Origin of the sequence: Hymenobacter canadensis (genome assembly GCF_027359925.1) — a bacterium.
Taxonomy (GTDB): domain Bacteria; phylum Bacteroidota; class Bacteroidia; order Cytophagales; family Hymenobacteraceae; genus Hymenobacter; species Hymenobacter canadensis.
Window position 1 is genome coordinate 3,395,437 of sequence record NZ_CP114767.1, and the last position, 19,519, is coordinate 3,414,955.

The following is a 19,519-nucleotide window of genomic DNA, read 5'->3' on the forward strand; positions in this document are numbered from 1 at the left end:
TTGCACGCCGTACTGCTGCCCTACTACTATGCCTGCTTTCCACGATGATGTGCAGCACTCCCTGACGGAAGCGGGCTGGTTTGTCGGGCGCGCCGTGTCTACGGCCGCCTATCAGCAGGATACTTTGCAGCGGCAGCTTGCCTGGCTTCCGGCCGCCGATGCATTTCTGCGCGAGTACGGGGGGCTGCACTGCTACTTCACGCGCCAGGATCAGAGCATCACCCGCATGCAGTTTGAAATCCGGCAGGCGGCCACTTTGCTGAACATGGCCCAGCTGCACGACGAGTACGAACCGCGCGTGCCCGGCCGGCAGCTGAGTCTGGTAGGCCAGGCCTACACCGATCCGCTGTGCCTGCTGGTGGATGCCCGCGGCACGTTCTACGGGGCCTGTGCAGAAGGCCTCTACCACATTGCCGACACGGTGCCGCTGGCGCTGGAGGCCATCATCCTGGACCTACCCTTTCGGGAGCTGTAGCCGCGGCGCTACTGCCCGCTGGCGGCCGGCTGCACCTGCTGCAGCCAGTCCAACGCCTGCCGCTCGTCAGTAAACCGCTCCGCCACAAAGGGCTTGTCATCGAAGAAGCGGGCGGGCGGAAAGGCAGCATCGGCCTGCTGGTCGCGCAGGTGCACCGGCGGCAGCAGGTAGGCCAGGGCCGTGCGGCCACCCAGCTGCCCCTGCAGGCGCGGCAGAAACTCCTGCACCATCCAGATGGCGCCTTCGCGGTCGGTGTTGTTGCGGCGGCGCGCATCTATCAGCCACTGGCGGCAGCGGTGCTGGGCGGCGGCCAGCAGCAGCAGCTCGTAGCCCTGCCGCATTTCTGCCAGCGAAATCACCCGCATCCAGCGTGCTACCAGCACCTGCAGGTCGGGGCGGTGCGAGAGGGCCAGGAAATCGGGGGTGTCAGAGAACATAAGCAAAACAACAGTCGGCAAAGGTAAATAGAGGATTTTACATATTACCCCCTTTCCAGCCCGACCGTGCGCCCGCCTTGGCTGGCGCACGGTAGCCTTGTATATTTCGCCATGATTCCGCTCATCACACGTACTTCCCGCCTGACCATTCTGGCTGCCAGCCGCGCCCTGCTCACGGCTGAGCTGCACAAGCCCCAATATTTCCCGGTGCTACTGGGCGCGGCCCTGCCCGCCGACTGGCCTCCCGGAGAGTATGACGCCGAAGCCAGCCGGTATTTCCTGGCCCAACTGACGGCCGGGGGCCGGACGGCGGCGGGCTGGTACGGCTGGTACGCCATTCTGCGGGCCACCGAGCAGCACCCGGCCACCCTGGTAGGCGCGGGCGGCTTCTGGGGCCCGCCGGATGTCAACGGCACGGCCGAAATCGGCTACTCCATTGCGGCCGACTGGCGCGGGCAGGGTTTGGCCACCGAGCTGGTGGGCGGGTTAGTGCAGCAGGCGTCGCACACGGGCATGGTGCGCCGTCTGCTGGCGCACACGCTGCCCGGCAACGAGGTTTCGCAGCGCGTGCTGCTCCGCAACGGCTTTACGCTGACCGACCCCGACACAGAAGGGCGCATGCGGTTCGAGCGGGCCGTGGAGCCGTCGGAGCCGCCCCAGGCGCAGGGCCAGGTTACCCCCATCAGCTAGCACGCTTGCGGGTGGCTTTGGGCTCGGGCAGCTGCGGGTTGAGGCGCAGGAGGGCGTCGCGCAGGGTGCGGGCCACCACGTAGGCCTTGTACCAGTTCTGGTCGGCGGGCACCAGGTGCCAGGGGCAGCTGGCTGGGCTGCAGTGCCGGAACACGTCTTCGTACACGGCGCGGTACTGGGGCCACTGACGCGCCTTTTCCTCGTCGCCGGCCTCATACTTCCACTGCTTGTCGGGGTCGAGGGTGCGCTCCAGCAGCCGCTCCCGCTGCTCAGCTTCCGAGACGTGGAGGTAGAACTTGAGCACGGTGGTATCGGCCTGCTGCAGCAGCTTCTCGAAGTTGTTGATGGCCACAAACCGGCGCTTGGCTTCCTCCGCGCTTATCATGCCCTGCACCCGCGTGATGAGCACGTCCTCGTAGTGGGAGCGGTTGAAGACCTGCAGCATGCCACGGCGCGGCGCCTGCTGGTGCACGCGCCACAGAAAATCGTGCGCCAGCTCTTCTTCGGTTGGCTCCTTAAACGAATGCACCTGCACGCCCTGCGGATTGAGGCCGCTGAACACCCGTCGGATCAGGCCGTCTTTGCCGCTGGCATCCATGCCCTGCAGAATAACCAGCACGCTGTGGCGGTTTTCGGCGTAGAGGCGGTACTGCAGCTCAATCAGCTCCTGCCGGATGCGTTTCAGCTCGCGCAGCGTGTGCTCTTTGTGGAACTCCACGGGGGCGCGGCTGGGCAGTTTGGTGAGGTCGGGGGTGGTGGATTTGCGCATAGTAGCCGTAGTATACGCAGCATCCTCGGCTTGCTACTTTCTGTGAGTCAGCTCTTTTGAGGCCTGCCCCTGTTGTGCGCCTCCTGCCAGGGCAGCTATTTGGAGCAGAATGCTGAATTGCCTGCTAACCCGGGGAACAACTGTCGCTTAAAGCGACAAATAGACATAAAATAACTCATTACCGACGCACAAGCAGCCATTATGGCTGCATTTCTTAATTTCAGCCCAGGATTCGCTGTTGGTACACGGTTTGCAATACCCTTATCGAACCTACCAATAGGAACCCAACCATGAATCTGATTAGCCGAGAATTCATTCGTAACCTGGCCCCGCAACTTGATCTGCTCAACACGCTGGGTGGGGGCATCGCGCAGGCCCAGCTACAGGTGGACAAGCGGGAGCAGGGCGTACTGGTGCGGGTGTCAGCCCCGTCAGTGAGCCCCGAGAACATCCATGTGGTGCTCAACAACAACCGCCTGACGGTGATGGCCGAGTACCGCCATCAGCCTGAGGACAAGCTGGCCGCGCCGCTCTTCACGCGCGTGCTCGACCTGCCCGCCAACCTCGACCTGACGCGGATTGATGCCGTGCACGAGGAAGGCGAGCTGCGCATCCGGATTCCATACCAGAACCCGGCCGACCAGCCCCGCGAAATCACCATCAAGCAGCGCTAAGCGGCGCCTGCCTTCTATATAGCCGGGACCGACCGGCGCCATGTTTCACCAGCCACTGCGCCCGCAGTGGCTTTTTTATTGCCCTCCGGGGCCGGGCGGCCCGGCTGGCGGTATCAGCTCATCAGCACAAACACCAGCACGAAGCCCATCAGCAGCGACAGGTAGAACCAACCCATTACCAACCCGCGGTAGCGGCGGGGCAGCCGGTTGCTCAGCACCAGCACGGCCACCACCACCAGCACCAGGTGCAGCAGCAGAAACAGCACGGCCTTCACCCAGTTGGGCACAATGGTGTTTTCGGGCTGAAACTGGTCGGGCCGGCCCAGCGGCGACGTTATCCAGCGCAGCAGGTAGTAGGCTACCACCTCAAACACCACAAAGCCGGCCGCCCCCGCCACCTGTGCCTGCCCACTCGTTTTCTGCGTTACGTCGGCCATTTTTACTTGGGGTGAATTTTGGTGATGAAGTGATGAAGTAAGAACGTCATTCCGAGCCTGCGAGGAATCTCGCGTGCTGATGTTGCCAAAGTAATTCAGTCGTCAGCAAGCGAGATGCTCCGCTCTGCATGACGTGCTAACCTCATCATCCCATCACCTCATCACTATTTACCAGCCACCTCCGCGCTGCGGGTGCGGATGTAGAGCTCTTCTACTTTGGCGCGGGCCCAGGGCGTGCGGCGCAGAAAAGCCAGCGCCGACTTGGCACTAGGGTTCACGGCAAAGCAGTTCATGCGCAGCCGCTCATCGAGGCCGGGCCAGCCGTAGCGGGCCTGCAGGTAGTCGATGATGGAAGCCAGCGTGACGCCGTGCAGCTCACGGATGAGGTGGCCGTTTTCGTCGCGAGCATCAATGGGGGCAGAAGACATGGGGCAAAGGGCAATAAAGGTGCGGGGCGGCAAGTTCGCAAAAAACCAGCACGCCGGCTTTGCCCGCAAGGGCACTAGTTGCTTAGCTTACGGCGTTACTTTCGCCATGACCCTGCTGATGAAACGCCCTGCTCCCGTTCCGCCGCGCCGCCGCCGGCGCCTGCCGCCCTGGCTGCGCTGGGCCGTGGCCGTGGCGCTGCTGGGCACGGTGGGGTTCTACCTCACGCACCAGCGCCAGATCAACCGCCACGTCCGCCTAGCCTGGGCCTCACTCATCAGCCGCCACCTCACGGGCCACGAAAAAACGCCCCTGCTCGACGGCTACTCCGTGCATGGCATCGACGTCTCGGCCTACCAGGGGCGCATCAACTGGCCCGAGGTGGCCCGCCACGACGTGCAGTTCGCCTTCATCAAGGCCTCTGAGGGCGTGACGCTGCGCGACCAGCGCTTCCGGCGCAACTGGGAAGCCGCCCGCAAGGCCGGCGTGTACCGGGGCGCCTACCACTACTTCCAGCCCAACTACGACGGCGCCCGGCAGGCCAACCTGTTCACGCGCACCGTGCCCCTGGCTCCCGGCGACCTGCCGCCGGTGCTGGACGTAGAGCACGCCGAGTTTCACGACGTGGCCACCATGCGCCGCAACGTGGGCATCTGGCTGCGGCTGGTGGAGCGCCACTACGGCGTGCGCCCCATCCTCTACTCCAACTACAGCTTCTACAAGCGCCACCTGGCCGGCCACTTCGACAAATACCCGCTCTGGCTGGCGCACTACGAGGTGCCCGAGCCCCGGCTGCCCCGCGACAAGTGGATCATCTGGCAGCACTCCGACGAGGCCTACATTCCCGGCATCCGCGGCACCGTCGATTTCAACGTATTTCAGGGCAGCATCCAGACGCTGCTGGCCTTGCGCATTCCGCCCAGGTCTGGCCCGGCGCAGCCCTGAGGGCGCATTGCCCGGGCCAGCCGTACCTTTGCTGCCATGACCCAACCCACATTTTCTTTCTTCCCCGGACTGCGCCAGCCGCTGGCTACCGGCCTGCTGCTGGCCTTGCTGGCTGCACTGGGCAGCTGCGCCGGCGGCGGCGCGGGCTTCACCCAAACCGGCCAGGCCTCCTACTACGCCGACAAGTTTGAGGGCCGCAAAACGGCCAGCGGCACCGTGTACCGCGGCGGCCAGCTCACGGCAGCCCACAACACGCTGCCCTTCGGCACGGTGGTGAAAGTCACGAACCCGCGCAGCAAAAAGTCCGTCAAGGTCACCGTCACGGACCGGGGCCCGCACGCCAAGGGCCGCATCATCGACCTGTCGAAGAAGGCCGCCCGCAAAATCGGCATCATCGACGCGGGCGTGGCCCCCGTGAAGCTGAAAGTAATCCGCAAAGGCTGATGATGCTGCACCGCACACGGTGCAGCGTCAGGGCCTAGACGGCCCTTGCTGCTTTGTAATTCACTCCTCTGCTCTGCTTATGCGCATCAAAAAGAAAGTCGCCTGGACGCTGCCCCCGGCCACCACCTCCCGCTTCCTGGCGCTGGCCGCCTTCATCAAAGCCGCCGAAGCCCAGCACTGGTCGGAGGCCGAGGTGCAGTTTGTGATTGACGAGGTGGTGGAAGCCGCCGACGAGGCAGAGGTACGCGAGATTCTGCAGGACTACACCCAGCGCTAGCCGCCGGCAAAAAAGCGGCGCTTCAGCCGTTGCGCGTGCCTTCACGGCTACGTGCAACGGCCGAAGCGCCGCTTCGGGTCAGAGACTTCGGCAGTCTTACTTGCCTTTTTTCTTCATTTTAACTTTGTCCTTGCCCTTCGGGTCCAGCATGGCGGCCTTCATCAGGCTGTCCTGTTCGGCTTTCATGGCCATGGTGGTCAGGCGGCCGGTCAGGGACATATAGTCGCCTTCCTTCATTTGGGCGGTGGTGCCGTCGGCCATGGTCAGGGTGCCGTCGGGCTTGATTTTGGTGCCGTTGATGAGGGCAGTTTCCTGCAGCACCGGATTGGTGAGACCCTGCTGGGTGAGAATTACCTTGCCGTCCTTCATCACCGCGCCGTCGCGGGTGGCACCATCCTTCATCACCATGCGGCCACGCGGCTGCACTGGTTTGCGGGGTGGAAGTTTGGTTTGGGCCTGAGCCACGAAGCTGCCCGTAGCCAGCAATAGTGCAAGAGTGAGAATCCGTTTCATAGCGGAGAACATAAGAGAAAAGGGTGGTGGGAATCCAACTATAGGCTAAACTACAAAAGAAGGGCCATTTCCGTTTCAGCAACCCCGCTCGGGCTCCTGCCGTTTGTAAAACCAGAGTAGCCGCTGCCTCCGGGGTGTTTTAAATTCTGTATTTTCAGGTGCCGCAGCTGCGGCTCCGTCGTTCTTACCTGCCACGCTTTTCCGTCATTTTGTCCAGTGGACTACAAAGACTACTATAAGATTCTGGGAGTGGAGAAAACCGCTACCACCGACCAGATCAAGAAAGCGTACCGCAAGCTGGCCCGGCAGCACCATCCCGACGTGAACCCTAACGACCCGGATGCAGAGCGCAAGTTCAAGGAAGTGAACGAGGCCAACGAGGTGCTCTCCGACCCCGAGAAACGGCAGAAGTACGAGCAGCTCGGCAACGACTGGCAGCGCTACCAGCAGGCCGGCAGCGGCGGCGGCCGCAGCAGCGGCGGCTTCGACTGGAGCCAGTACCAGCAGCAGCCAAGCGGTTTTGGCGGCCACGACTTCGGCGACGGCGCCGACTTCTCGGATTTCTTCGGGTCCATCTTCGGCAACACGGGCGGGGGCGGCCGCAGCACCCGCGCCGCCGCCGGCTCCGACTACCAGGCCGAGCTGGAGCTGGGCCTGCAGGATGCCTACGAAGGCGGCCCGCGCACGCTCACCGTCAATGGCAAAAGCCTGCGCCTCACCATTCAGCCCGGCGTCGAGGACGGCCAAGTAATCCGGCTGCGCGACCAGGGCGGCCCGGGCCGCAACGGCGGGCCGGCCGGCTCGCTCTATATCACGCTGCGCGTGCGGCCCGATGCCCGCTTTGTGCGCACCGGCAACGACCTCACCCAGGAAGTACCGGTGCCGCTGTACCGGGCGCTGCTGGGCGGCGAGCAGGTGGTGGAAACGCTGGCGGGGCCGCTCAAAATCAACATCAAGCCCGAAACCCAGAACGGCACCCGGCTGCGGCTGCGCGGCAAGGGCTTCCCGGTGCACAAGCAGGCCGGCCAGCACGGCGACCTGTACCTGCGCCTCACGGTGCAGCTTCCGCAGCAGCTCACTGAGCAGGAGAAAGAGCTGCTGCAGCAGCTGGCCGCCCTGCGCCCGGAATAGGTGCTGCCTGCGCTACCCTTCTATCAGCCACCCGACTAGCCTCTCTTTGCGCATGAAAACGCCCCGTATCACCATCACGTACCACGACTGCGCCAGCCAGTACGAGCTGACCGAAACGGATTTGCGCGGCTTCGTGGAGCTGGGTTTGCTGGCGGCCGGCCCCCGGCCCGGCACCATCCACGACGAGCCCGACCATGTGGCACGCCTCTCGCGCCTGCACCACGAGCTGGAGCTGAGCCACGCGGGCATTGAGGTGGTGCTGGCCATGCGCCAGCGGCTCCTGAGTTTGCAGGCCGAGCTGGTCCGGCAGCAGGCCCGCGCCCGGCAGCTGGAGTTTCTGCTGCGTAGCTCCGGCCCCCAGCTCGAAGCCGACGACTGGCTCTAGCGTATGTGGAAGGATGACGACGCGGCCAGTGCGCGCGGCCACAACAACGACGACCTGCGGGAGCTGCACGCGGCTCCCCTGCGCCAGAAGGCCCGCGAAATAGGCCAGCTCACGCACGCGCTGGTCCAGAGCCTGGCGTCGGCCACCACCCCGCACCCCGATGATGCCGCCCTGCTCCCCCCCGACGCCCATCTGGCCGAGGAGCCCGAGCTGCGCCCCGAAGATGTGCAGGGCCTGGGCTCCATGATGATCAACAATGCATTTCAGCTCTCGGCCAAGCTGGCTGCCACCTGCACCGCCACCGACTACGGCCGCTGCATGGAGCTGGCCGTGCTGATAAAAGTGGCGGCCGAAAGCCTGCTCTCCCAAACCTCTTTGTGCCTGGAACTGCGCCTGACGCCCCCGGAATACATTGAGGCGCTGCGCCGCGAGCTGGAGGAGTTCCGCCACCTGTTCCGGGCCTGGGTCGCCACCTTCGACCCCACCGACCATTACGACGACGGCTGGGGACTTTTTAGTGCTTAGTGCTTAGTGCTTAGTGCTTAGTGCTTAGTGCTTAGTGCTTAGTGCTTAGTGCTTAGTGCTTAGTGTGTATGAAAGAGGCCCCGCCAGGTTACGGCGGGGCCTCTTTTTCTTTCTGTTTTTTCATCTCTAGTCCCTAAGCACTAGGCACTAAGCACTAAGCGCCAACCTCTACAGTGCTTCAACGCCCAGTGCGAGCAGCGTGCCGGCCAGGGTGGCGGCTAGTTTGGGCAGGTTGAGCTTGTGCTCGGGGCTGGTTTCGAAGAGGATAGTGGTGGAAACGTGCAGGAAATTGCCGGCCACGAAGCCCAGCAGCGCCGCGTAGAGGCCGCCTGTCAGGAGTTGGTCGAGCACCACGTAGTTGCTGACGATGATGCCGACTGGAGCCGCCAGCGCAAACAGCACCAGCAACGGCAGCGCTTTACGGAAGCTGCCCAGCCGCAGCCGCAGCGCCGCCATCAGGGCAAAAGCGGCCGGAATATGGTGCAGCGCCACGCCCGTCAGAATAGCGTAGAAATTGTCGCTCATGGCGCCAGCCTCCGGCGCCTTCACCAGGATGCTGCCCTCCAAAAACGAGTGAATAACCAGCGAAAATAGCAGCAGGAACGGCACGTGCCCCACGTGGTCGGAGTGATGATGCACGTGCCCATGCTCCACGCCCTGCGAAAATACCTCCAGCACCAGCTGCCCAAAAAAGCCCGCCAGCACGAAGTAGCCGATGCGGTGCATGTTGCCGGGCACTAGCAGCAGCGCCTCCGGCAGCAGGTGCGTGATGGTAAGCGTAAACAGATACGCCCCGCTGAACGCCAGCAGCGGCTTCATCCAGACGGTGCTGGCGGTTGGCACCAGCCGGGTAGACCAGCCGGCCCCCAGCACGGTGAGAAACAACAGCAAAACAGCAAACCACATAAACCGGTGATGAAGTGATGAAGTGAACAGTGATGAGGTGAGTGGTGATGAGCTGACAGGCTGTGCGGCGGCCGCATGGCACCTATCCCCTCATCACCACTTACCTCATCACTTCGTCACTTTTTAAGAATGAAAATCATGCGCGGGCTGGTGGCCTCGTCGTAGGGGCGCAGGTGATAGTCACCGAGCACCTCTACCAGCCGCAGCCCGGCCAGCAGGAAATATTCTTCAAACCGCTCCCGGCTCAGCGCGCGCACCCGCTCCTCAAAATGCAGCTGCTGGCCATCGGGGGTCCGGAAGTCGATTTCCTTGACGATGAAGCCCCGGTCGAGGTGGCGGTGCAGATGAAAGGTGATGCCGTCCACCATTTTCTGCTCGTGCGTTACCAGCTCGCGCACCGTGCGCTCGGTATTCAGAAAGTCGATGACCAGCTTACCGCCGGGCTGCAGCGCGGCTGTGGCGTTGCGCAGCGCCAGCACGTTTTCACTCTCGTGCTCAAAGTAGCCGAAGCTGGTGAACAGGTTGACAATGAAGTCAAACGGCCCGAACGGCAGCGGCTCGCGCATGTCGTGCACGGCAAAGTGCAGGTGCTCGTGGGCATGCTGCCGGGCCGCCGCAATGCTCTTCGCCGACAGGTCGATACCGGTTACGTCGTAGCCCTGCGCACTCAGAAAGATGGAGTGGCGGCCTTTGCCGCAGGCAAAATCCAGCAGGCGGGCCTGCGGCCTAGGGTGCAGGTGCCGCAGCAGCGCATCCAGAAACGCCTGGGCTTCCGCCTGGTTCCGGTCGTGGTAGAGCAGGTGGTAGTAAGGCGAGTCGAACCAGGTACTAAACCATTCGGGCTCCACCGCAGCGGGTAACAACGTCATATCAGAAAACCACAGAAGGCCTGCGTCAGGCTAGGGGCAATGTTCGGCACCCGGAATGGCTGACGCGCATCTAGTGCAACAATGTTACAAAATATTCTCACCAACAGCAGTTCCACGCCCCGCGGAGCCAGCCGTTGCTGGTTCTGCAGGACGTGGAACTGCACGTAGGCATTCTCGTTAGCTGGCTGGCTGGCTGGCTTCGGCTGGCTCCAGCGCCATTTCGCAAACCGGGCATTTGCCGGGCTTGTCGCTGGCACTGCCTTCGCATTTCATGGGGCAGATGTAAGCGGCGGCAGCGGTGGGCACGGCCAGGCTGTCGGCCGGGGCCGTGGTGGCCTGGGAGGCAGCCCCGGCTTCCGTGGCGGGCTGGCTGTTGCAGCTGGCCATCAGCAGGGCGGCGGCCGCAAACAGGGTAATGGAAAGACTACGCACGGACTATTCGGGCTTTTCGGCCTTGGCAGCCGGGTCGGCGATGGTTGCTTTTTCGGCCGCAGTTTCGTCGCTCTTGTTGAGCAACGTTTCCTTGGCATTGGCCGAGGTAGCTGCTTCCGCCGACGGCTTGGCGCGGCGGTCCATGTTCACGTTGGAGCTGGGCGGGGTAGCCACGCCGGTTTCGTGCTGCATGCCTTCCGCGCCGTGCTCTACGCCGGCGGCACCGTGCGCCGCGCCGGCGCCTTCGTGGTGGGCACCGGCCTCAGCAGGCTGGTCAAAGTTGTCGGAAGAGCGGGTGCCGGGCTCCACCATATCCACCGACACCTTCTTGTCGGGGCGCCAGTCGGAAGGCTCGCTGCTGCACGCAGACAGGGAAAGAGCGGCTACAGCCAGCGCGGAAAGCAGAAGTTGCTTGGTCATGAGAAGAAAAACAGGGTTGAAATAACAGGTAAAAAGTGCGGAGCCGGCTGGTTACTTCGCCTCGGGCGCGGCAGCCGGCAGCAGATTCTTGCGGCGCAGCATCGACTCGAACAGCTTCTGGTCGGTGGCCGTGTTGAAGATCTTAAACGGAACGTGCAGGAACATGGGCGTTTCGAAGGTGCGGGCAATCCAGGCGCGCCAGCCCGTGATGTCGGCGGGCACCTCCTGGTTGCGGAACCAGAGCAGGTAGCCTTCGCCTTCCCGCTCTACGCGCCCGATCATTTCCCAGTTGACACCCATGCCTTTGCCTTCCTTCTCGTTCTGCATCAGCCCAATCTGGCGCTGGTCTATCACGTAGCTCATGCGCTCGAAAAGAGGCTTGGTCTGCTCTACCTGCGTCACGGCCGTAATCTGCGAGGAGCGCAGCAGCACGTAGAGCAGGGCCAGCACCAGGCCGCTCACCAGCCACCACCACGAGGGCCAGATGGCTGCCGGCAGCACGCCTACCACAAACGGAATGATGGCAAACCACCACTCCTTGCGCCACACGTAGCCCATGGCCACGCGGGTGTAGAGGTTGGAATCAAGCTGGTGCTTTTTCGTACGGATAGCCAGGGGCGAACCGGCCGGCTGCTGTTGCTGGCGGTAGCTGGCGCCGCGTTGGTTGGGGAGTTGCATGGGGTTGATATGCTGATTATTGATGTGCTGATGTGCTTTCCTGCTGCTGTGCTGCTTGTATTGTAAATCAACACATCAGCACACCAACCAATCAACACCTCAATACGCTTTCAGGCTTAAGTCGAGGCTTTTGGTGGAGTGCGTGAGGGCGCCCACGGAAATGTAGTCGACGCCGGTGGCGCCGACGGCGGCAATGGTGTGCTCCGTGATGCCGCCGCTGGCTTCCGTTTCTACGCGGCCGCCAATTAGCTCCACGGCTTCGCGCAGCTGGGCCGGCGGCATGTTGTCGAGCATGATGCGGTCAATGCCGCCGGCATCCAGGGCCTGCTGCACTTCGGTCAGGTTGCGGGTTTCCACCTCAATGGGCAGCTGGCGGCCGGTGCGGGCCAGGTAGGCCTTGGTGGCCGCAATGGCCTCCGCAACGCCGCCGGCGTAGTCGACGTGGTTGTCCTTGAGGATAATCATGTCGAACAGGCCGTAGCGGTGGTTTACGCCACCCCCGATGAGCACCGCCCACTTCTCGCAGAGGCGGAAGTTGGGGGTGGTTTTGCGCGTGTCGAGCAGGCGGGCGTTGGTGCCGGCCAGCAGGTTGCGCAGGTGGGTGGTGTGGGTGGCAATGCCGCTCATGCGCTGCATGCAGTTGAGCACCAGCCGCTCCGCCGTCAGAATGCTCTGGGCGCGGCCTTCCACCGTCAGCACCACGTCGCCGTACTTGATGGTGTCGCCGTCGGCGAGCAGGGTTTCCACCTGCAGGTCAGCATCTACCGCCCGGAAAATATGGCGGGCCAACTCTACCCCGGCCAATATGCCCTCGTCCTTCACCAATAGCCGCGCCCGGTTGCGGGCGTCGGCCGGGATGGCCGCCAGCGAGGAATGGTCGCCGTCGCCGACATCTTCGCGCAGGGCAGTGCGAATGAACTCTGAAATTGCTTCCGGGGTGAGGTAAGGGGTGTTTTGCACGGTGCAAAAATAGTGAAAACGGCGCACCTACGAGTAACGGAGTACGTGAGTAGCTGAGTAGGCGGAAGCCGGACGCGTAGAGGCGCTGCGGTGCGCGCCCGGAACTCTGGTGGAAGCTTCCATTGCAGGCCGCCAGCGCCTATTACGCAACAGGCCCCCAGCGCACGGATGCACTGGGGGCCTGAAAGAAAAACAGCGGCGGCGAGCAAGAACGACCTACTCGGCTACTCCATTACTCAGTTACTCTTTCGTGAAATCCATGTTGTCGATGCGCAGGACACCGTTCACGTTTTTCATTTTGATGAACACCCGATAAGGGCCCGATTTGCCGTTGTACTTGCCGATGGCGTAGGGAATGCCACCCTGGCTGGCGCCCTGGTGCACGATATCGAAGGTGGCGGGAGCCGTTTTGGCGAAGAAGTCCTTCAGGACAAACTCGGCCTGCGTGGCGCTGTAGCTCTGCCGGTCGCCGTCGAAGCTGATGTCGACCGTGGTGCCGAAGTACTGCGACAATTCGCGCGAGGAAGCACTGCGCAGCGCGTTGCGAACGGCCCCGAAGGTTTCGGCCTGCGCCAGCACCGCCCCCGAGCTCAGGAGCAGCGATACGAACAGGAAGGCGTGGAAGAAGATGCGTTTCATGGGGTTTGTAGAGAATTCGTCATGCAGTACGCGAAAATGATGCCAAGCCTCCGCTACGCGCCAGCCGCCCGTGGGGTTGTGCGCTCACCCGGTAAGCAAGATAAGAAAATGTGGCCGGTACGGCGCGCGGCACGTATCTTTGCAGGCATGAACAAACAGGTATTGTTGGTAATTCTGGACGGCTGGGGTCTGGCACAGAATAAGGAGGTTTCGGCCGTCGACAAGGCCCAGACGCCCTTTGTGGATTCGTTGTTCGAGCGGTTTCCGCACAGCAAGCTGCAGGCGTCCGGCGAGGCCGTGGGCCTGCCCGACGGCCAGATGGGCAACTCCGAAGTGGGCCACATGAACATCGGGGCCGGCCGCGTAGTGTACCAGGATCTGGTGCGTATCAACAAGGCCATCCGGGAGCGGAAGCTGGGCCTCGTGCCGGCGCTGGAAAAAGCCTTCGAGTATGCCCGCCTCAACGGCAAGCCCGTGCACCTGATGGGCCTGCTCTCCGACGGCGGCGTGCATTCGCACCTCGACCACCTCAAGGCCCTGTGCACCCTGGCCCACGATGCCGACGTGCACAACGTGTTCATCCATGCCTTCACTGATGGCCGCGACACCGACCCCAAGGGTGGCGTGAGCTACGTCAACGACCTGGAGCAGCACCTGCAGCGCGGCGCCAGCGGCAAGATTGCCTCCATCGTGGGCCGCTACTACGCCATGGACCGCGACAACCGCTGGGAACGGGTGCGCGTGGCCTACGACCTGCTGGTGAACGGCAAAGGCACGGCCTCGCAAAACCTGATCCAGAGCATGCTCGACTCCTATAAGGAGGGCGTGACCGACGAGTTCCTGAAGCCGATTGTGAAAACCGGTGCCGACGGCCTGCCCCTGGCCACCATTCAGGAAGGCGACGTGGTTATCTGCTTCAACTTCCGCACCGACCGGGGCCGCGAAATCACGCAGGCCCTCACGCAGCAGGATTTCCACGCCTTTGAGATGCACCGGCTGAACCTGCACTACCTCACCATGACCAACTACGACGCCACGTTTACGGGCGTCACGCCGATTTTCGAGAAGGACAACCTCGAAAATACCTTGGGTGAGGTGCTGGCCGCGCACCATAAGAAGCAGATTCGGATTGCCGAAACCGAGAAGTATCCGCACGTCACGTTCTTCTTTTCCGGGGGGCGCGAGGTGGAGTTTGAGGGTGAAAACCGCATCATGCGCAACTCACCTAAGGTAGCCACCTACGACCTGCAGCCCGAGATGAGCGCCTACGAGCTACGAGACGCGCTGGTGCCGGAGCTGCAGGCCAAGTCGGCCGACTTCATCGTGCTCAACTTCGCCAACACCGACATGGTGGGCCATACGGGCGTGTTTGAGGCCGCCGTGAAAGCCGCCGAAGCCGTAGACACCTGCACCAAGGACGTGGTGGAAACGGCCCTGGCGGCCGGCTACGCCTGCATCGTCATTGCCGACCACGGCAACGCCGAGTTCATGATGAACCCCGACGGCTCACCCAACACGGCGCACACCACCAACCTGGTACCCTGCATCCTGGCCGACGCTGACTACCACGGTGCCCTCACCGATGGCAAGCTCGGCGACATTGCGCCCACCGTGCTGGCGCTGATGGGTTTGCCGCAGCCGGCCACCATGACCGGCCAGAGTCTGCTCACGGCTACCGCTCCTGCCCGTGCCTAAGCGGCTGGGGGCAGTGGCGCTGCTATGCCTGCTGGCGGCCTGCGGAACCACCGATGATGAGGCGACGATGCGTGCCAACCCGGCCAACCGCAAGCCCGGCTACTTCGACGTGAAGGCATATCTGGATGCGCAGGTGGCGCGCCTGAACCAGCTGCAGCCGGCCGTGGAGAAGCAGGTGCAGCTCCGCAACGGCAGCACAGAAACCACCCGCGTCGCGAAAACCGACTGGGCCAAGGAGCTGCAGATCTTCTACCAGGCCGACATCAACAAGCCGGCGCTGCGGGGGCTGTACGCGGCCGACGCAGCGTCCAAGCTGCAGAACGGTGTCGTGCGCAAAACGTATGCCCTGAAGCCCGGCAACGACGCCCCAGTGAAGCGCCTGACCGTGGAAGCGGCGCAGGAAAGCGGCGCCACTCAGCAGCTCACGGCTACTGTTCAACAGGACAACACGCTGTTTTACAGCGAGAAGAAACTGTTTCTAGCCGTACGCAACGGCCAGCTGACCGAATACGAGGTGCGCGGCGTGCAGAAGCTGGTCTTCTTTGACACCGTGCGCTACTCCGTCCGGACGAGGGTTGTGCAATAGACTTGTTACTCCAACAAAGAAGGAGCCTGAGCGAAGCCGATTAACGGTTTCACTCAGGCTCCTTCTTTTTCAGGATGACCGTTTTCAGTCGAAGTAGGGCTGCACGCGGGCCGTGCTGGGCTGGCCGGCCGTGAAGGTCGCCGAGACGCTGTTGGCGCGCTCGGTGTCGCGGAGGCGCAGTTGCAGGCACGTCCCGCCGTTTTGCCGCGCCGACTCGTTGAGCGTAGCCCGCAGACGCCGGCCGTAATCGGGCCGGAAGTTGGTGATGACCGCCTGGCGGAGCAGGTCCTTGTCCGGGGTACGGTAAAATTCAAACTCGTTGCCCTGATGCTGCAGCGTCAGGATGGTGTCCATCTGGCCGGCTTCGTGCAGGTTGGCAAACGGCTTACGGGCCGTCATTTTGGCGCCGACGGCCAGCAGCTCCTGCACGGTAGGCTCGGGGCCAAAAGGCTGGCCGGCGAGGCTGTCGTTGGTGAGGGTGCACACGGCTTTGGGGGCCGCTACGGGCGGCGTCCGCGGCTTCGGGGCCAGGCGGCGCGTAGGTTGCGGCACCGGGCGCGCTACGGTCCGGCCGGTATCGTCGGGGCCGCAGCCAAACAGGCCCAGCGCCGCATACAGCAGCGCGGCAGAAAGGCTTTTGGACGTGGACAGCAGCATAGCGGACAACATAGCGCGGACAGGAAACAATTTGACTGTCATACGCAAAAGCCCAGGAAGCGGCTTGCTGACCGCGCAATAATTCTGTGCCGCCCGCCCCAGCTACGCTACTCGCTGCCCATTAGTGTCGCCACCACCCAGCGCCGGCCGCCCTGGTTGCGATGCTCCCCCAGATAGATGCCCTGCCAGGTGCCCAAGGCCAGTTCGCCATTGGTGATGGGTACGCTTACGGCGTGGCCCAGCAGGGCCGCTTTCAGGTGCGCGGGCATGTCGTCGGGGCCTTCCTGGGTGTGGTGGAAGTAAGGCGCGTTTTCGGGCACCGCCTGATTGAAGTAGGCCTCGAAATCGTGGCGTACGGTGGGGTCGGCGTTTTCGTTGATGCTCAGGCTGGCCGAGGTGTGCTGAATGAAGAAGTGCGCCGTGCCCACCCGCAGCTGCTCCAGCTCGGGCAGCTCCGCCACCAGCAGATCAGTAATCAGATGAAAGCCTCGGCGCACAGCCGGCAGCCGCAACCGCTTCTGGAAGTAGATCATAGCACTACGGATTCACCCGCTCGTAGGCCCCCAGGTCGGGCGTGGAGGTGTTGCGGGTTTTGTTCACCAGGTCGCGCGGTACCTGCGCATCGAAGCGGGCCTTGTTGCTGGCCGGCGAGAGAGTATCGAGGCGGTAATCGTACTTATCGGCGGCGTTTTCGGGGCTGCGTTTGAACTTCGGGTTGACGTTGAGCAGGTTGTTGAGCGCTGCATTGCCTAGGCCGGGCTTATTGGCGGCATCGGTGGTAGCGGCGTACTCCAGGGTGCGGAGCAGGCTGTTGCGGATGCTGATGCTGCTGCGGTACCGGTCGCTGTTCTCAAAAAACAGCTCCTCTGGCACTGAGCCCCACACAATGGAATTGTTGATGCTGATACCAATCGTAATGGGGCTCACCAACGGCTGCGTATCCGCCGGCTCATTGGTAAACGACAGCGAGGCCGTTTCGCGCCGCCCGAACAGCGGCGTGTAGTTGGCAATGGTGCAATAGTTGAGGTTGTAGAGGCCGCCGCCCACACCCGCAACAGCGTACTCGCCGCAGTTGGTAAGCAGGCAGTTGGTCAGGTCGAAGTCGCCGGAAAAGCTCAGCACCCCGCCGCCCGCAAAGCTCTGGCCACCGCTGGCAAACGTGAGGCCGGCCCCGGAAATGTTGCGGATAGCGGTGTTGCGCACCGTCACTTTGGGGTGGGGCCGGTTGCGAGGATTGAAAATCAGCAGCCCAAACGAGGCGTTCTTGATGTCCACGAAGTTTACCACGTTGTTGCGGCTGCTACTGGCATCAAACTGAATGCCGGCCCACTGGCCCGGCACGTCGTTGTAGGCCGCCTCCAGCCGGTCGCCCTGGAAGCGCACGATGGTACTGCGGTCGTCGTCTTTGAGCTCGGTGACGGGCGTAGTGTTTTCGTTGATGAGCAGCGTTCCGCGCACAATCAGGGCCGCGCCGCCGTGCGCGTAAATGCGCGTGCCGGGCTGAATCCGGAGGGTGCAGAGCTCATCGACGACAGCTGCTCCGTAGATGACGTGGGGCTTGTCGTTGGCCCACACGGCGTCGCAGGGCAGGCGCTCCAGCACGTGGAAGTAGGCGTTCTGCCCGTAGGCTACCAGCTTCACATCCTGCTCGTTGCCGTTGGTCGTGAACAGCAGCTGCTCGGTTAGCAGGAAGGGCTTCAAGGCCGAGGTGGCACCGAGGCGGGCTTTCACCAGCACCAGCAAACTGTCCTTGCCCCGGATTTCGAGGCCCGCGGCGGCCTGCCGCTCGTCGCCGTTGATGATGAGCGAGTAAGTGCCGGGGTTGCTGTCGGCCAGCCGGATCTGCTCGATTTTCACGGCCCGGCTGTTGCGGTTATACACCCACAGCCGCTTGCTCACGGTGCCCACCTGCGTAAATACCGTGTCGAAGAGCACCGTATCGGCCGAAAACTCCAGCCGGGCGCTGTCGTCGGTCGTGAGCAAGTCTTCCTTCGGCTCGCAGCCCGGCAGCAAAGCCAGCAGCGCCGCACAAATCAACAGCAACGGGAGTAGAAAGCGCATAGAGAACAGCAACTTATATAAAACGAATGTCATCCTGAGCGGAGTGAAGGATCCTAGCACACTGGAACGACGATTGTACAAACAACGTGTCTGGCGTGATAAGGTCCTTCGCTCTGCTCAGGATGACAGAACGTATAGGTCAGCAATTAATTACGATACGCCTTCCTTCAGGCGCTCGGCGCTTTCGGCGATGCGCAGCTGCTCCACGAAGTCGTCGATGTTGCCGTCCATCACGCTGGACAGGTTATGCACCGTGTAGCCGATGCGGTGGTCGGTTACGCGGCCCTGGGGGTAGTTGTAGGTGCGGATCTTGTCGGACCGGTCGCCGCTGCCAATCATGCTTTTGCGCTGGGCGCCTTCGGCTTCGTTTTTCTTGGCCAACTCGATTTCGTAGATGCGCGAGCGAAGCACCTGCAGGGCTTTGTCGAAGTTCTTGAGCTGCGACTTCTGGTCCTGGCACTGGGCCACCAGGCCGGTGGGCAAGTGGGTGAGGCGCACGGCCGAGTAGGTGGTGTTCACCGACTGCCCGCCGGGCCCGCTGGACATAAACAGGTCCTTGCGCACATCGTTCATGTCGATCTGCACATCCAGTTCCTCGGCTTCCGGCATCACCACAATGGACGCTACGGAAGTGTGGATGCGGCCCTGGGTTTCGGTGGCCGGCACGCGCTGCACGCGGTGCACGCCGCTCTCAAACTTGAGCTTGCCGTACACATCCTCGCCCTTCACGGCCAGGATAATTTCCTTGTAGCCGCCCGAAGTGCCTTCGGTGGCGTCAATCAGGTCCATTTTCAGGTTGTTCTTTTCGGCGTAGCGCATGTACATGCGCTGCAGGTCGCCGGCAAAGATGGCGGCTTCGTCGCCGCCGGCCCCGGCCCGGATTTCCATGATGACGTCCTTGCTGTCGTTGGGGTCGCGCGGGAGCAGCAGGTCCTTGATGACCGTTTCGAGGCGTTCCTGCTCGGGGTAGAGCGTTTCCAGCTCTTCTTTCGCCATCTGGCGGAAGTCCTCGTCCTTCTCGGTCGAAATCACCTCCCGGGCGCCTTCAATGTTGGCCAGTACGCTCTGGTAGGCCTTGTACTCGACCACGATTTTGCCCAGGTCCTTGTACTCTTTGTTCAAGGTCTTGAAGCGCTTCATGTCGCTCATGGCGTCGGGCTGCGTGAGCAGTTCGCTCACATCGTTGTAGCGCTGTTGGATGGCCTCCAGTTTATCTAGCATCTTGCCTTCGGGGAATTGTATTTGCAGCTGCAAAGGTACTGAAAACAAACACGTGTAGGTTGCCAGCCGGTTCCGCAGTATTGATAGTGTGAGTGGATGCAAGCGCAGGCCGCTGCCAGGCGCCGCAAAAAAACACGCCCGGCGACGCGGGCATCCTGAAAACTTTCTCTACTTTGAGCCCACTCTTCTCGCTCCTATGCTTCAGCTCGTTGCTTTAAGCTTACTTCTTCCATTACCAGCTGTCAACTCAACGCTGACAACCACCGG

General features: G+C 62.6%; 27 protein-coding genes. 11 read left to right on the plus strand and 16 right to left on the minus strand.

Features of this window, described 5'->3' with window-relative positions:
• Nucleotides 1-28 precede the first annotated feature (28 nt).
• Complete coding sequence (locus tag O3303_RS14540) at nucleotides 29-475, plus strand: SUKH-3 domain-containing protein (protein ID WP_269559116.1); 447 nt, start codon at nucleotides 29-31, stop codon at nucleotides 473-475.
• Between the two features lie 8 nt (nucleotides 476-483).
• On the opposite strand, the gene O3303_RS14545 is transcribed toward O3303_RS14540, so the two are convergent.
• A complete protein-coding gene (locus tag O3303_RS14545) occupies nucleotides 484-912 on the minus strand; it encodes a hypothetical protein (protein ID WP_269559117.1) in 429 nt (142 codons plus the stop codon).
• Between the two features lie 111 nt (nucleotides 913-1,023).
• Here O3303_RS14545 and O3303_RS14550 point away from each other — a divergent pair, with 111 nt between their 5' ends.
• Nucleotides 1,024-1,602: a GNAT family N-acetyltransferase gene (locus O3303_RS14550; protein ID WP_269559118.1), complete on the plus strand. Its 579-nt coding sequence runs from the start codon at nucleotides 1,024-1,026 to the stop codon at nucleotides 1,600-1,602.
• Here O3303_RS14550 and O3303_RS14555 read toward each other — a convergent pair.
• Complete coding sequence (locus tag O3303_RS14555) at nucleotides 1,595-2,371, minus strand: PPK2 family polyphosphate kinase (protein ID WP_269559119.1); 777 nt, start codon at nucleotides 2,369-2,371, stop codon at nucleotides 1,595-1,597. The two genes, O3303_RS14550 and O3303_RS14555, sit on opposite strands and share 8 nt — an antisense overlap.
• Nucleotides 2,372-2,661: 290 nt before the next feature.
• Between O3303_RS14555 and O3303_RS14560 the strand changes: the two genes are divergently transcribed.
• Nucleotides 2,662-3,045, plus strand: coding sequence for an Hsp20/alpha crystallin family protein (locus tag O3303_RS14560; protein WP_269559120.1), 384 nt, complete (start codon nucleotides 2,662-2,664; stop codon nucleotides 3,043-3,045).
• A gap of 113 nt (nucleotides 3,046-3,158) precedes the next feature.
• Here the strand turns inward: O3303_RS14560 and O3303_RS14565 are convergent, their stop codons facing one another.
• Both O3303_RS14565 and O3303_RS14570 read right to left on the minus strand, forming a co-directional pair.
• Nucleotides 3,159-3,482, minus strand: coding sequence for a hypothetical protein (locus tag O3303_RS14565; protein ID WP_269559121.1), 324 nt, complete (start codon nucleotides 3,480-3,482; stop codon nucleotides 3,159-3,161).
• A gap of 164 nt (nucleotides 3,483-3,646) precedes the next feature.
• Nucleotides 3,647-3,910, minus strand: coding sequence for a VF530 family protein (locus O3303_RS14570; protein WP_269559122.1), 264 nt, complete (start codon nucleotides 3,908-3,910; stop codon nucleotides 3,647-3,649).
• A gap of 118 nt (nucleotides 3,911-4,028) precedes the next feature.
• On the opposite strand from O3303_RS14570, the gene O3303_RS14575 reads away from it, so the two are divergent.
• From O3303_RS14575 to O3303_RS14585, 3 genes are all read left to right on the plus strand, one after another.
• The gene (locus tag O3303_RS14575; RefSeq protein ID WP_269559123.1) at nucleotides 4,029-4,853 is read left to right on the plus strand and encodes a glycoside hydrolase family 25 protein; all 825 of its coding nucleotides are present in this window, start codon (nucleotides 4,029-4,031) and stop codon (nucleotides 4,851-4,853) included.
• A 36-nt stretch (nucleotides 4,854-4,889) separates the two neighbouring features.
• Nucleotides 4,890-5,297 carry a septal ring lytic transglycosylase RlpA family protein gene (locus tag O3303_RS14580; protein ID WP_269559124.1) on the plus strand — a complete coding sequence of 136 codons (408 nt, stop codon included), beginning with the start codon at nucleotides 4,890-4,892 and terminating at the stop codon, nucleotides 5,295-5,297.
• Between the two features lie 79 nt (nucleotides 5,298-5,376).
• Nucleotides 5,377-5,574, plus strand: a complete 198-nt coding sequence (locus tag O3303_RS14585; protein WP_269559125.1) for a hypothetical protein — start codon at nucleotides 5,377-5,379, stop codon at nucleotides 5,572-5,574.
• Between the two features lie 96 nt (nucleotides 5,575-5,670).
• On the opposite strand, the gene O3303_RS14590 is transcribed toward O3303_RS14585, so the two are convergent.
• A complete protein-coding gene (locus O3303_RS14590; RefSeq protein WP_269559126.1) occupies nucleotides 5,671-6,087 on the minus strand; it encodes a DUF6799 domain-containing protein in 417 nt (138 codons plus the stop codon).
• A 216-nt stretch (nucleotides 6,088-6,303) separates the two neighbouring features.
• Here O3303_RS14590 and O3303_RS14595 point away from each other — a divergent pair, with 216 nt between their 5' ends.
• Genes O3303_RS14595 through O3303_RS14605 form a run of 3 tightly spaced genes read left to right on the plus strand, consistent with a single transcriptional unit; the run spans nucleotide 6,304 to nucleotide 8,128 of the window.
• Nucleotides 6,304-7,218 (plus strand): J domain-containing protein, encoded by a 915-nt coding sequence (locus tag O3303_RS14595; RefSeq protein WP_269559127.1) that lies wholly within the window; start codon nucleotides 6,304-6,306, stop codon nucleotides 7,216-7,218.
• A 52-nt stretch (nucleotides 7,219-7,270) separates the two neighbouring features.
• A complete protein-coding gene (locus O3303_RS14600; protein WP_269559128.1) occupies nucleotides 7,271-7,603 on the plus strand; it encodes a hypothetical protein in 333 nt (110 codons plus the stop codon).
• Nucleotides 7,604-7,606: 3 nt separating this feature from the next.
• Nucleotides 7,607-8,128 carry a hypothetical protein gene (locus O3303_RS14605; protein ID WP_269559129.1) on the plus strand — a complete coding sequence of 174 codons (522 nt, stop codon included), beginning with the start codon at nucleotides 7,607-7,609 and terminating at the stop codon, nucleotides 8,126-8,128.
• Nucleotides 8,129-8,296: 168 nt separating this feature from the next.
• Here O3303_RS14605 and O3303_RS14610 read toward each other — a convergent pair whose 3' ends face one another.
• The 7 genes from O3303_RS14610 to O3303_RS14640 form a co-directional block, all read right to left on the minus strand.
• Nucleotides 8,297-9,034 (minus strand): ZIP family metal transporter, encoded by a 738-nt coding sequence (locus O3303_RS14610; protein WP_269559130.1) that lies wholly within the window; start codon nucleotides 9,032-9,034, stop codon nucleotides 8,297-8,299.
• A 116-nt stretch (nucleotides 9,035-9,150) separates the two neighbouring features.
• Nucleotides 9,151-9,903, minus strand: coding sequence for a class I SAM-dependent methyltransferase (locus tag O3303_RS14615; RefSeq protein WP_269559131.1), 753 nt, complete (start codon nucleotides 9,901-9,903; stop codon nucleotides 9,151-9,153).
• Nucleotides 9,904-10,080: 177 nt separating this feature from the next.
• On the minus strand, nucleotides 10,081-10,335 hold the full coding sequence (locus O3303_RS14620) for a heavy metal-binding domain-containing protein (RefSeq protein ID WP_269559132.1): 255 nt from the start codon (nucleotides 10,333-10,335) through the stop codon (nucleotides 10,081-10,083).
• Nucleotides 10,336-10,338: 3 nt separating this feature from the next.
• A complete protein-coding gene (locus O3303_RS14625) occupies nucleotides 10,339-10,755 on the minus strand; it encodes a hypothetical protein (RefSeq protein WP_269559133.1) in 417 nt (138 codons plus the stop codon).
• A 51-nt stretch (nucleotides 10,756-10,806) separates the two neighbouring features.
• Nucleotides 10,807-11,433 (minus strand): hypothetical protein, encoded by a 627-nt coding sequence (locus O3303_RS14630; RefSeq protein WP_269559134.1) that lies wholly within the window; start codon nucleotides 11,431-11,433, stop codon nucleotides 10,807-10,809.
• 99 nt (nucleotides 11,434-11,532) lie between these two features.
• Nucleotides 11,533-12,393, minus strand: coding sequence for a carboxylating nicotinate-nucleotide diphosphorylase (nadC, locus tag O3303_RS14635; protein WP_269559135.1), 861 nt, complete (start codon nucleotides 12,391-12,393; stop codon nucleotides 11,533-11,535).
• 240 nt (nucleotides 12,394-12,633) lie between these two features.
• On the minus strand, nucleotides 12,634-13,032 hold the full coding sequence (locus O3303_RS14640) for a DUF4783 domain-containing protein (RefSeq protein ID WP_269559136.1): 399 nt from the start codon (nucleotides 13,030-13,032) through the stop codon (nucleotides 12,634-12,636).
• A gap of 147 nt (nucleotides 13,033-13,179) precedes the next feature.
• On the opposite strand from O3303_RS14640, the gene gpmI reads away from it, so the two are divergent.
• Both gpmI and O3303_RS14650 read left to right on the plus strand, forming a co-directional pair.
• Nucleotides 13,180-14,727, plus strand: a complete 1,548-nt coding sequence (gpmI, locus tag O3303_RS14645) for a 2,3-bisphosphoglycerate-independent phosphoglycerate mutase (RefSeq protein ID WP_269559137.1) — start codon at nucleotides 13,180-13,182, stop codon at nucleotides 14,725-14,727.
• Nucleotides 14,720-15,313: a hypothetical protein gene (locus O3303_RS14650; RefSeq protein ID WP_269559138.1), complete on the plus strand. Its 594-nt coding sequence runs from the start codon at nucleotides 14,720-14,722 to the stop codon at nucleotides 15,311-15,313. The genes gpmI and O3303_RS14650 overlap by 8 nt, the downstream gene beginning before the upstream one ends.
• Nucleotides 15,314-15,397: 84 nt before the next feature.
• Here O3303_RS14650 and O3303_RS14655 read toward each other — a convergent pair whose 3' ends face one another.
• The 4 genes from O3303_RS14655 to prfA form a co-directional block, all read right to left on the minus strand.
• Complete coding sequence (locus O3303_RS14655; RefSeq protein WP_269559139.1) at nucleotides 15,398-15,982, minus strand: hypothetical protein; 585 nt, start codon at nucleotides 15,980-15,982, stop codon at nucleotides 15,398-15,400.
• Between the two features lie 95 nt (nucleotides 15,983-16,077).
• A complete protein-coding gene (locus O3303_RS14660; RefSeq protein WP_269559140.1) occupies nucleotides 16,078-16,503 on the minus strand; it encodes a secondary thiamine-phosphate synthase enzyme YjbQ in 426 nt (141 codons plus the stop codon).
• A 4-nt stretch (nucleotides 16,504-16,507) separates the two neighbouring features.
• Nucleotides 16,508-18,031 (minus strand): hypothetical protein, encoded by a 1,524-nt coding sequence (locus tag O3303_RS14665; RefSeq protein ID WP_269559141.1) that lies wholly within the window; start codon nucleotides 18,029-18,031, stop codon nucleotides 16,508-16,510.
• 150 nt (nucleotides 18,032-18,181) lie between these two features.
• Nucleotides 18,182-19,252, minus strand: coding sequence for a peptide chain release factor 1 (gene prfA, locus O3303_RS14670; protein WP_269559142.1), 1,071 nt, complete (start codon nucleotides 19,250-19,252; stop codon nucleotides 18,182-18,184).
• Nucleotides 19,253-19,519 lie beyond the last annotated feature (267 nt).

What these genes read in the sequence shown, in the direction of transcription:
- O3303_RS14585 (WP_269559125.1), top strand. Translation starts at nt 5,377, where the DNA reads ATGCGCATCAAAAAGAAAGTCGCCTGGACGCTGCCCCCGGCCACCACC.
- O3303_RS14665 (WP_269559141.1), bottom strand. Translation starts at nt 18,031, where the DNA reads ATGCGCTTTCTACTCCCGTTGCTGTTGATTTGTGCGGCGCTGCTGGCT.
- O3303_RS14570 (WP_269559122.1), bottom strand. Translation starts at nt 3,910, where the DNA reads ATGTCTTCTGCCCCCATTGATGCTCGCGACGAAAACGGCCACCTCATC.
- O3303_RS14540 (WP_269559116.1), top strand. Translation starts at nt 29, where the DNA reads ATGCCTGCTTTCCACGATGATGTGCAGCACTCCCTGACGGAAGCGGGC.
- O3303_RS14565 (WP_269559121.1), bottom strand. Translation starts at nt 3,482, where the DNA reads ATGGCCGACGTAACGCAGAAAACGAGTGGGCAGGCACAGGTGGCGGGG.
- O3303_RS14640 (WP_269559136.1), bottom strand. Translation starts at nt 13,032, where the DNA reads ATGAAACGCATCTTCTTCCACGCCTTCCTGTTCGTATCGCTGCTCCTG.
- O3303_RS14660 (WP_269559140.1), bottom strand. Translation starts at nt 16,503, where the DNA reads ATGATCTACTTCCAGAAGCGGTTGCGGCTGCCGGCTGTGCGCCGAGGC.
- O3303_RS14560 (WP_269559120.1), top strand. Translation starts at nt 2,662, where the DNA reads ATGAATCTGATTAGCCGAGAATTCATTCGTAACCTGGCCCCGCAACTT.
- O3303_RS14605 (WP_269559129.1), top strand. Translation starts at nt 7,607, where the DNA reads ATGTGGAAGGATGACGACGCGGCCAGTGCGCGCGGCCACAACAACGAC.
- O3303_RS14555 (WP_269559119.1), bottom strand. Translation starts at nt 2,371, where the DNA reads ATGCGCAAATCCACCACCCCCGACCTCACCAAACTGCCCAGCCGCGCC.
- gpmI (WP_269559137.1), top strand. Translation starts at nt 13,180, where the DNA reads ATGAACAAACAGGTATTGTTGGTAATTCTGGACGGCTGGGGTCTGGCA.
- O3303_RS14655 (WP_269559139.1), bottom strand. Translation starts at nt 15,982, where the DNA reads ATGTTGTCCGCTATGCTGCTGTCCACGTCCAAAAGCCTTTCTGCCGCG.
- O3303_RS14580 (WP_269559124.1), top strand. Translation starts at nt 4,890, where the DNA reads ATGACCCAACCCACATTTTCTTTCTTCCCCGGACTGCGCCAGCCGCTG.
- O3303_RS14545 (WP_269559117.1), bottom strand. Translation starts at nt 912, where the DNA reads ATGTTCTCTGACACCCCCGATTTCCTGGCCCTCTCGCACCGCCCCGAC.
- O3303_RS14550 (WP_269559118.1), top strand. Translation starts at nt 1,024, where the DNA reads ATGATTCCGCTCATCACACGTACTTCCCGCCTGACCATTCTGGCTGCC.
- O3303_RS14590 (WP_269559126.1), bottom strand. Translation starts at nt 6,087, where the DNA reads ATGAAACGGATTCTCACTCTTGCACTATTGCTGGCTACGGGCAGCTTC.
- O3303_RS14600 (WP_269559128.1), top strand. Translation starts at nt 7,271, where the DNA reads ATGAAAACGCCCCGTATCACCATCACGTACCACGACTGCGCCAGCCAG.
- O3303_RS14610 (WP_269559130.1), bottom strand. Translation starts at nt 9,034, where the DNA reads ATGTGGTTTGCTGTTTTGCTGTTGTTTCTCACCGTGCTGGGGGCCGGC.
- O3303_RS14630 (WP_269559134.1), bottom strand. Translation starts at nt 11,433, where the DNA reads ATGCAACTCCCCAACCAACGCGGCGCCAGCTACCGCCAGCAACAGCAG.
- O3303_RS14625 (WP_269559133.1), bottom strand. Translation starts at nt 10,755, where the DNA reads ATGACCAAGCAACTTCTGCTTTCCGCGCTGGCTGTAGCCGCTCTTTCC.
- O3303_RS14575 (WP_269559123.1), top strand. Translation starts at nt 4,029, where the DNA reads ATGAAACGCCCTGCTCCCGTTCCGCCGCGCCGCCGCCGGCGCCTGCCG.
- prfA (WP_269559142.1), bottom strand. Translation starts at nt 19,252, where the DNA reads ATGCTAGATAAACTGGAGGCCATCCAACAGCGCTACAACGATGTGAGC.
- O3303_RS14615 (WP_269559131.1), bottom strand. Translation starts at nt 9,903, where the DNA reads ATGACGTTGTTACCCGCTGCGGTGGAGCCCGAATGGTTTAGTACCTGG.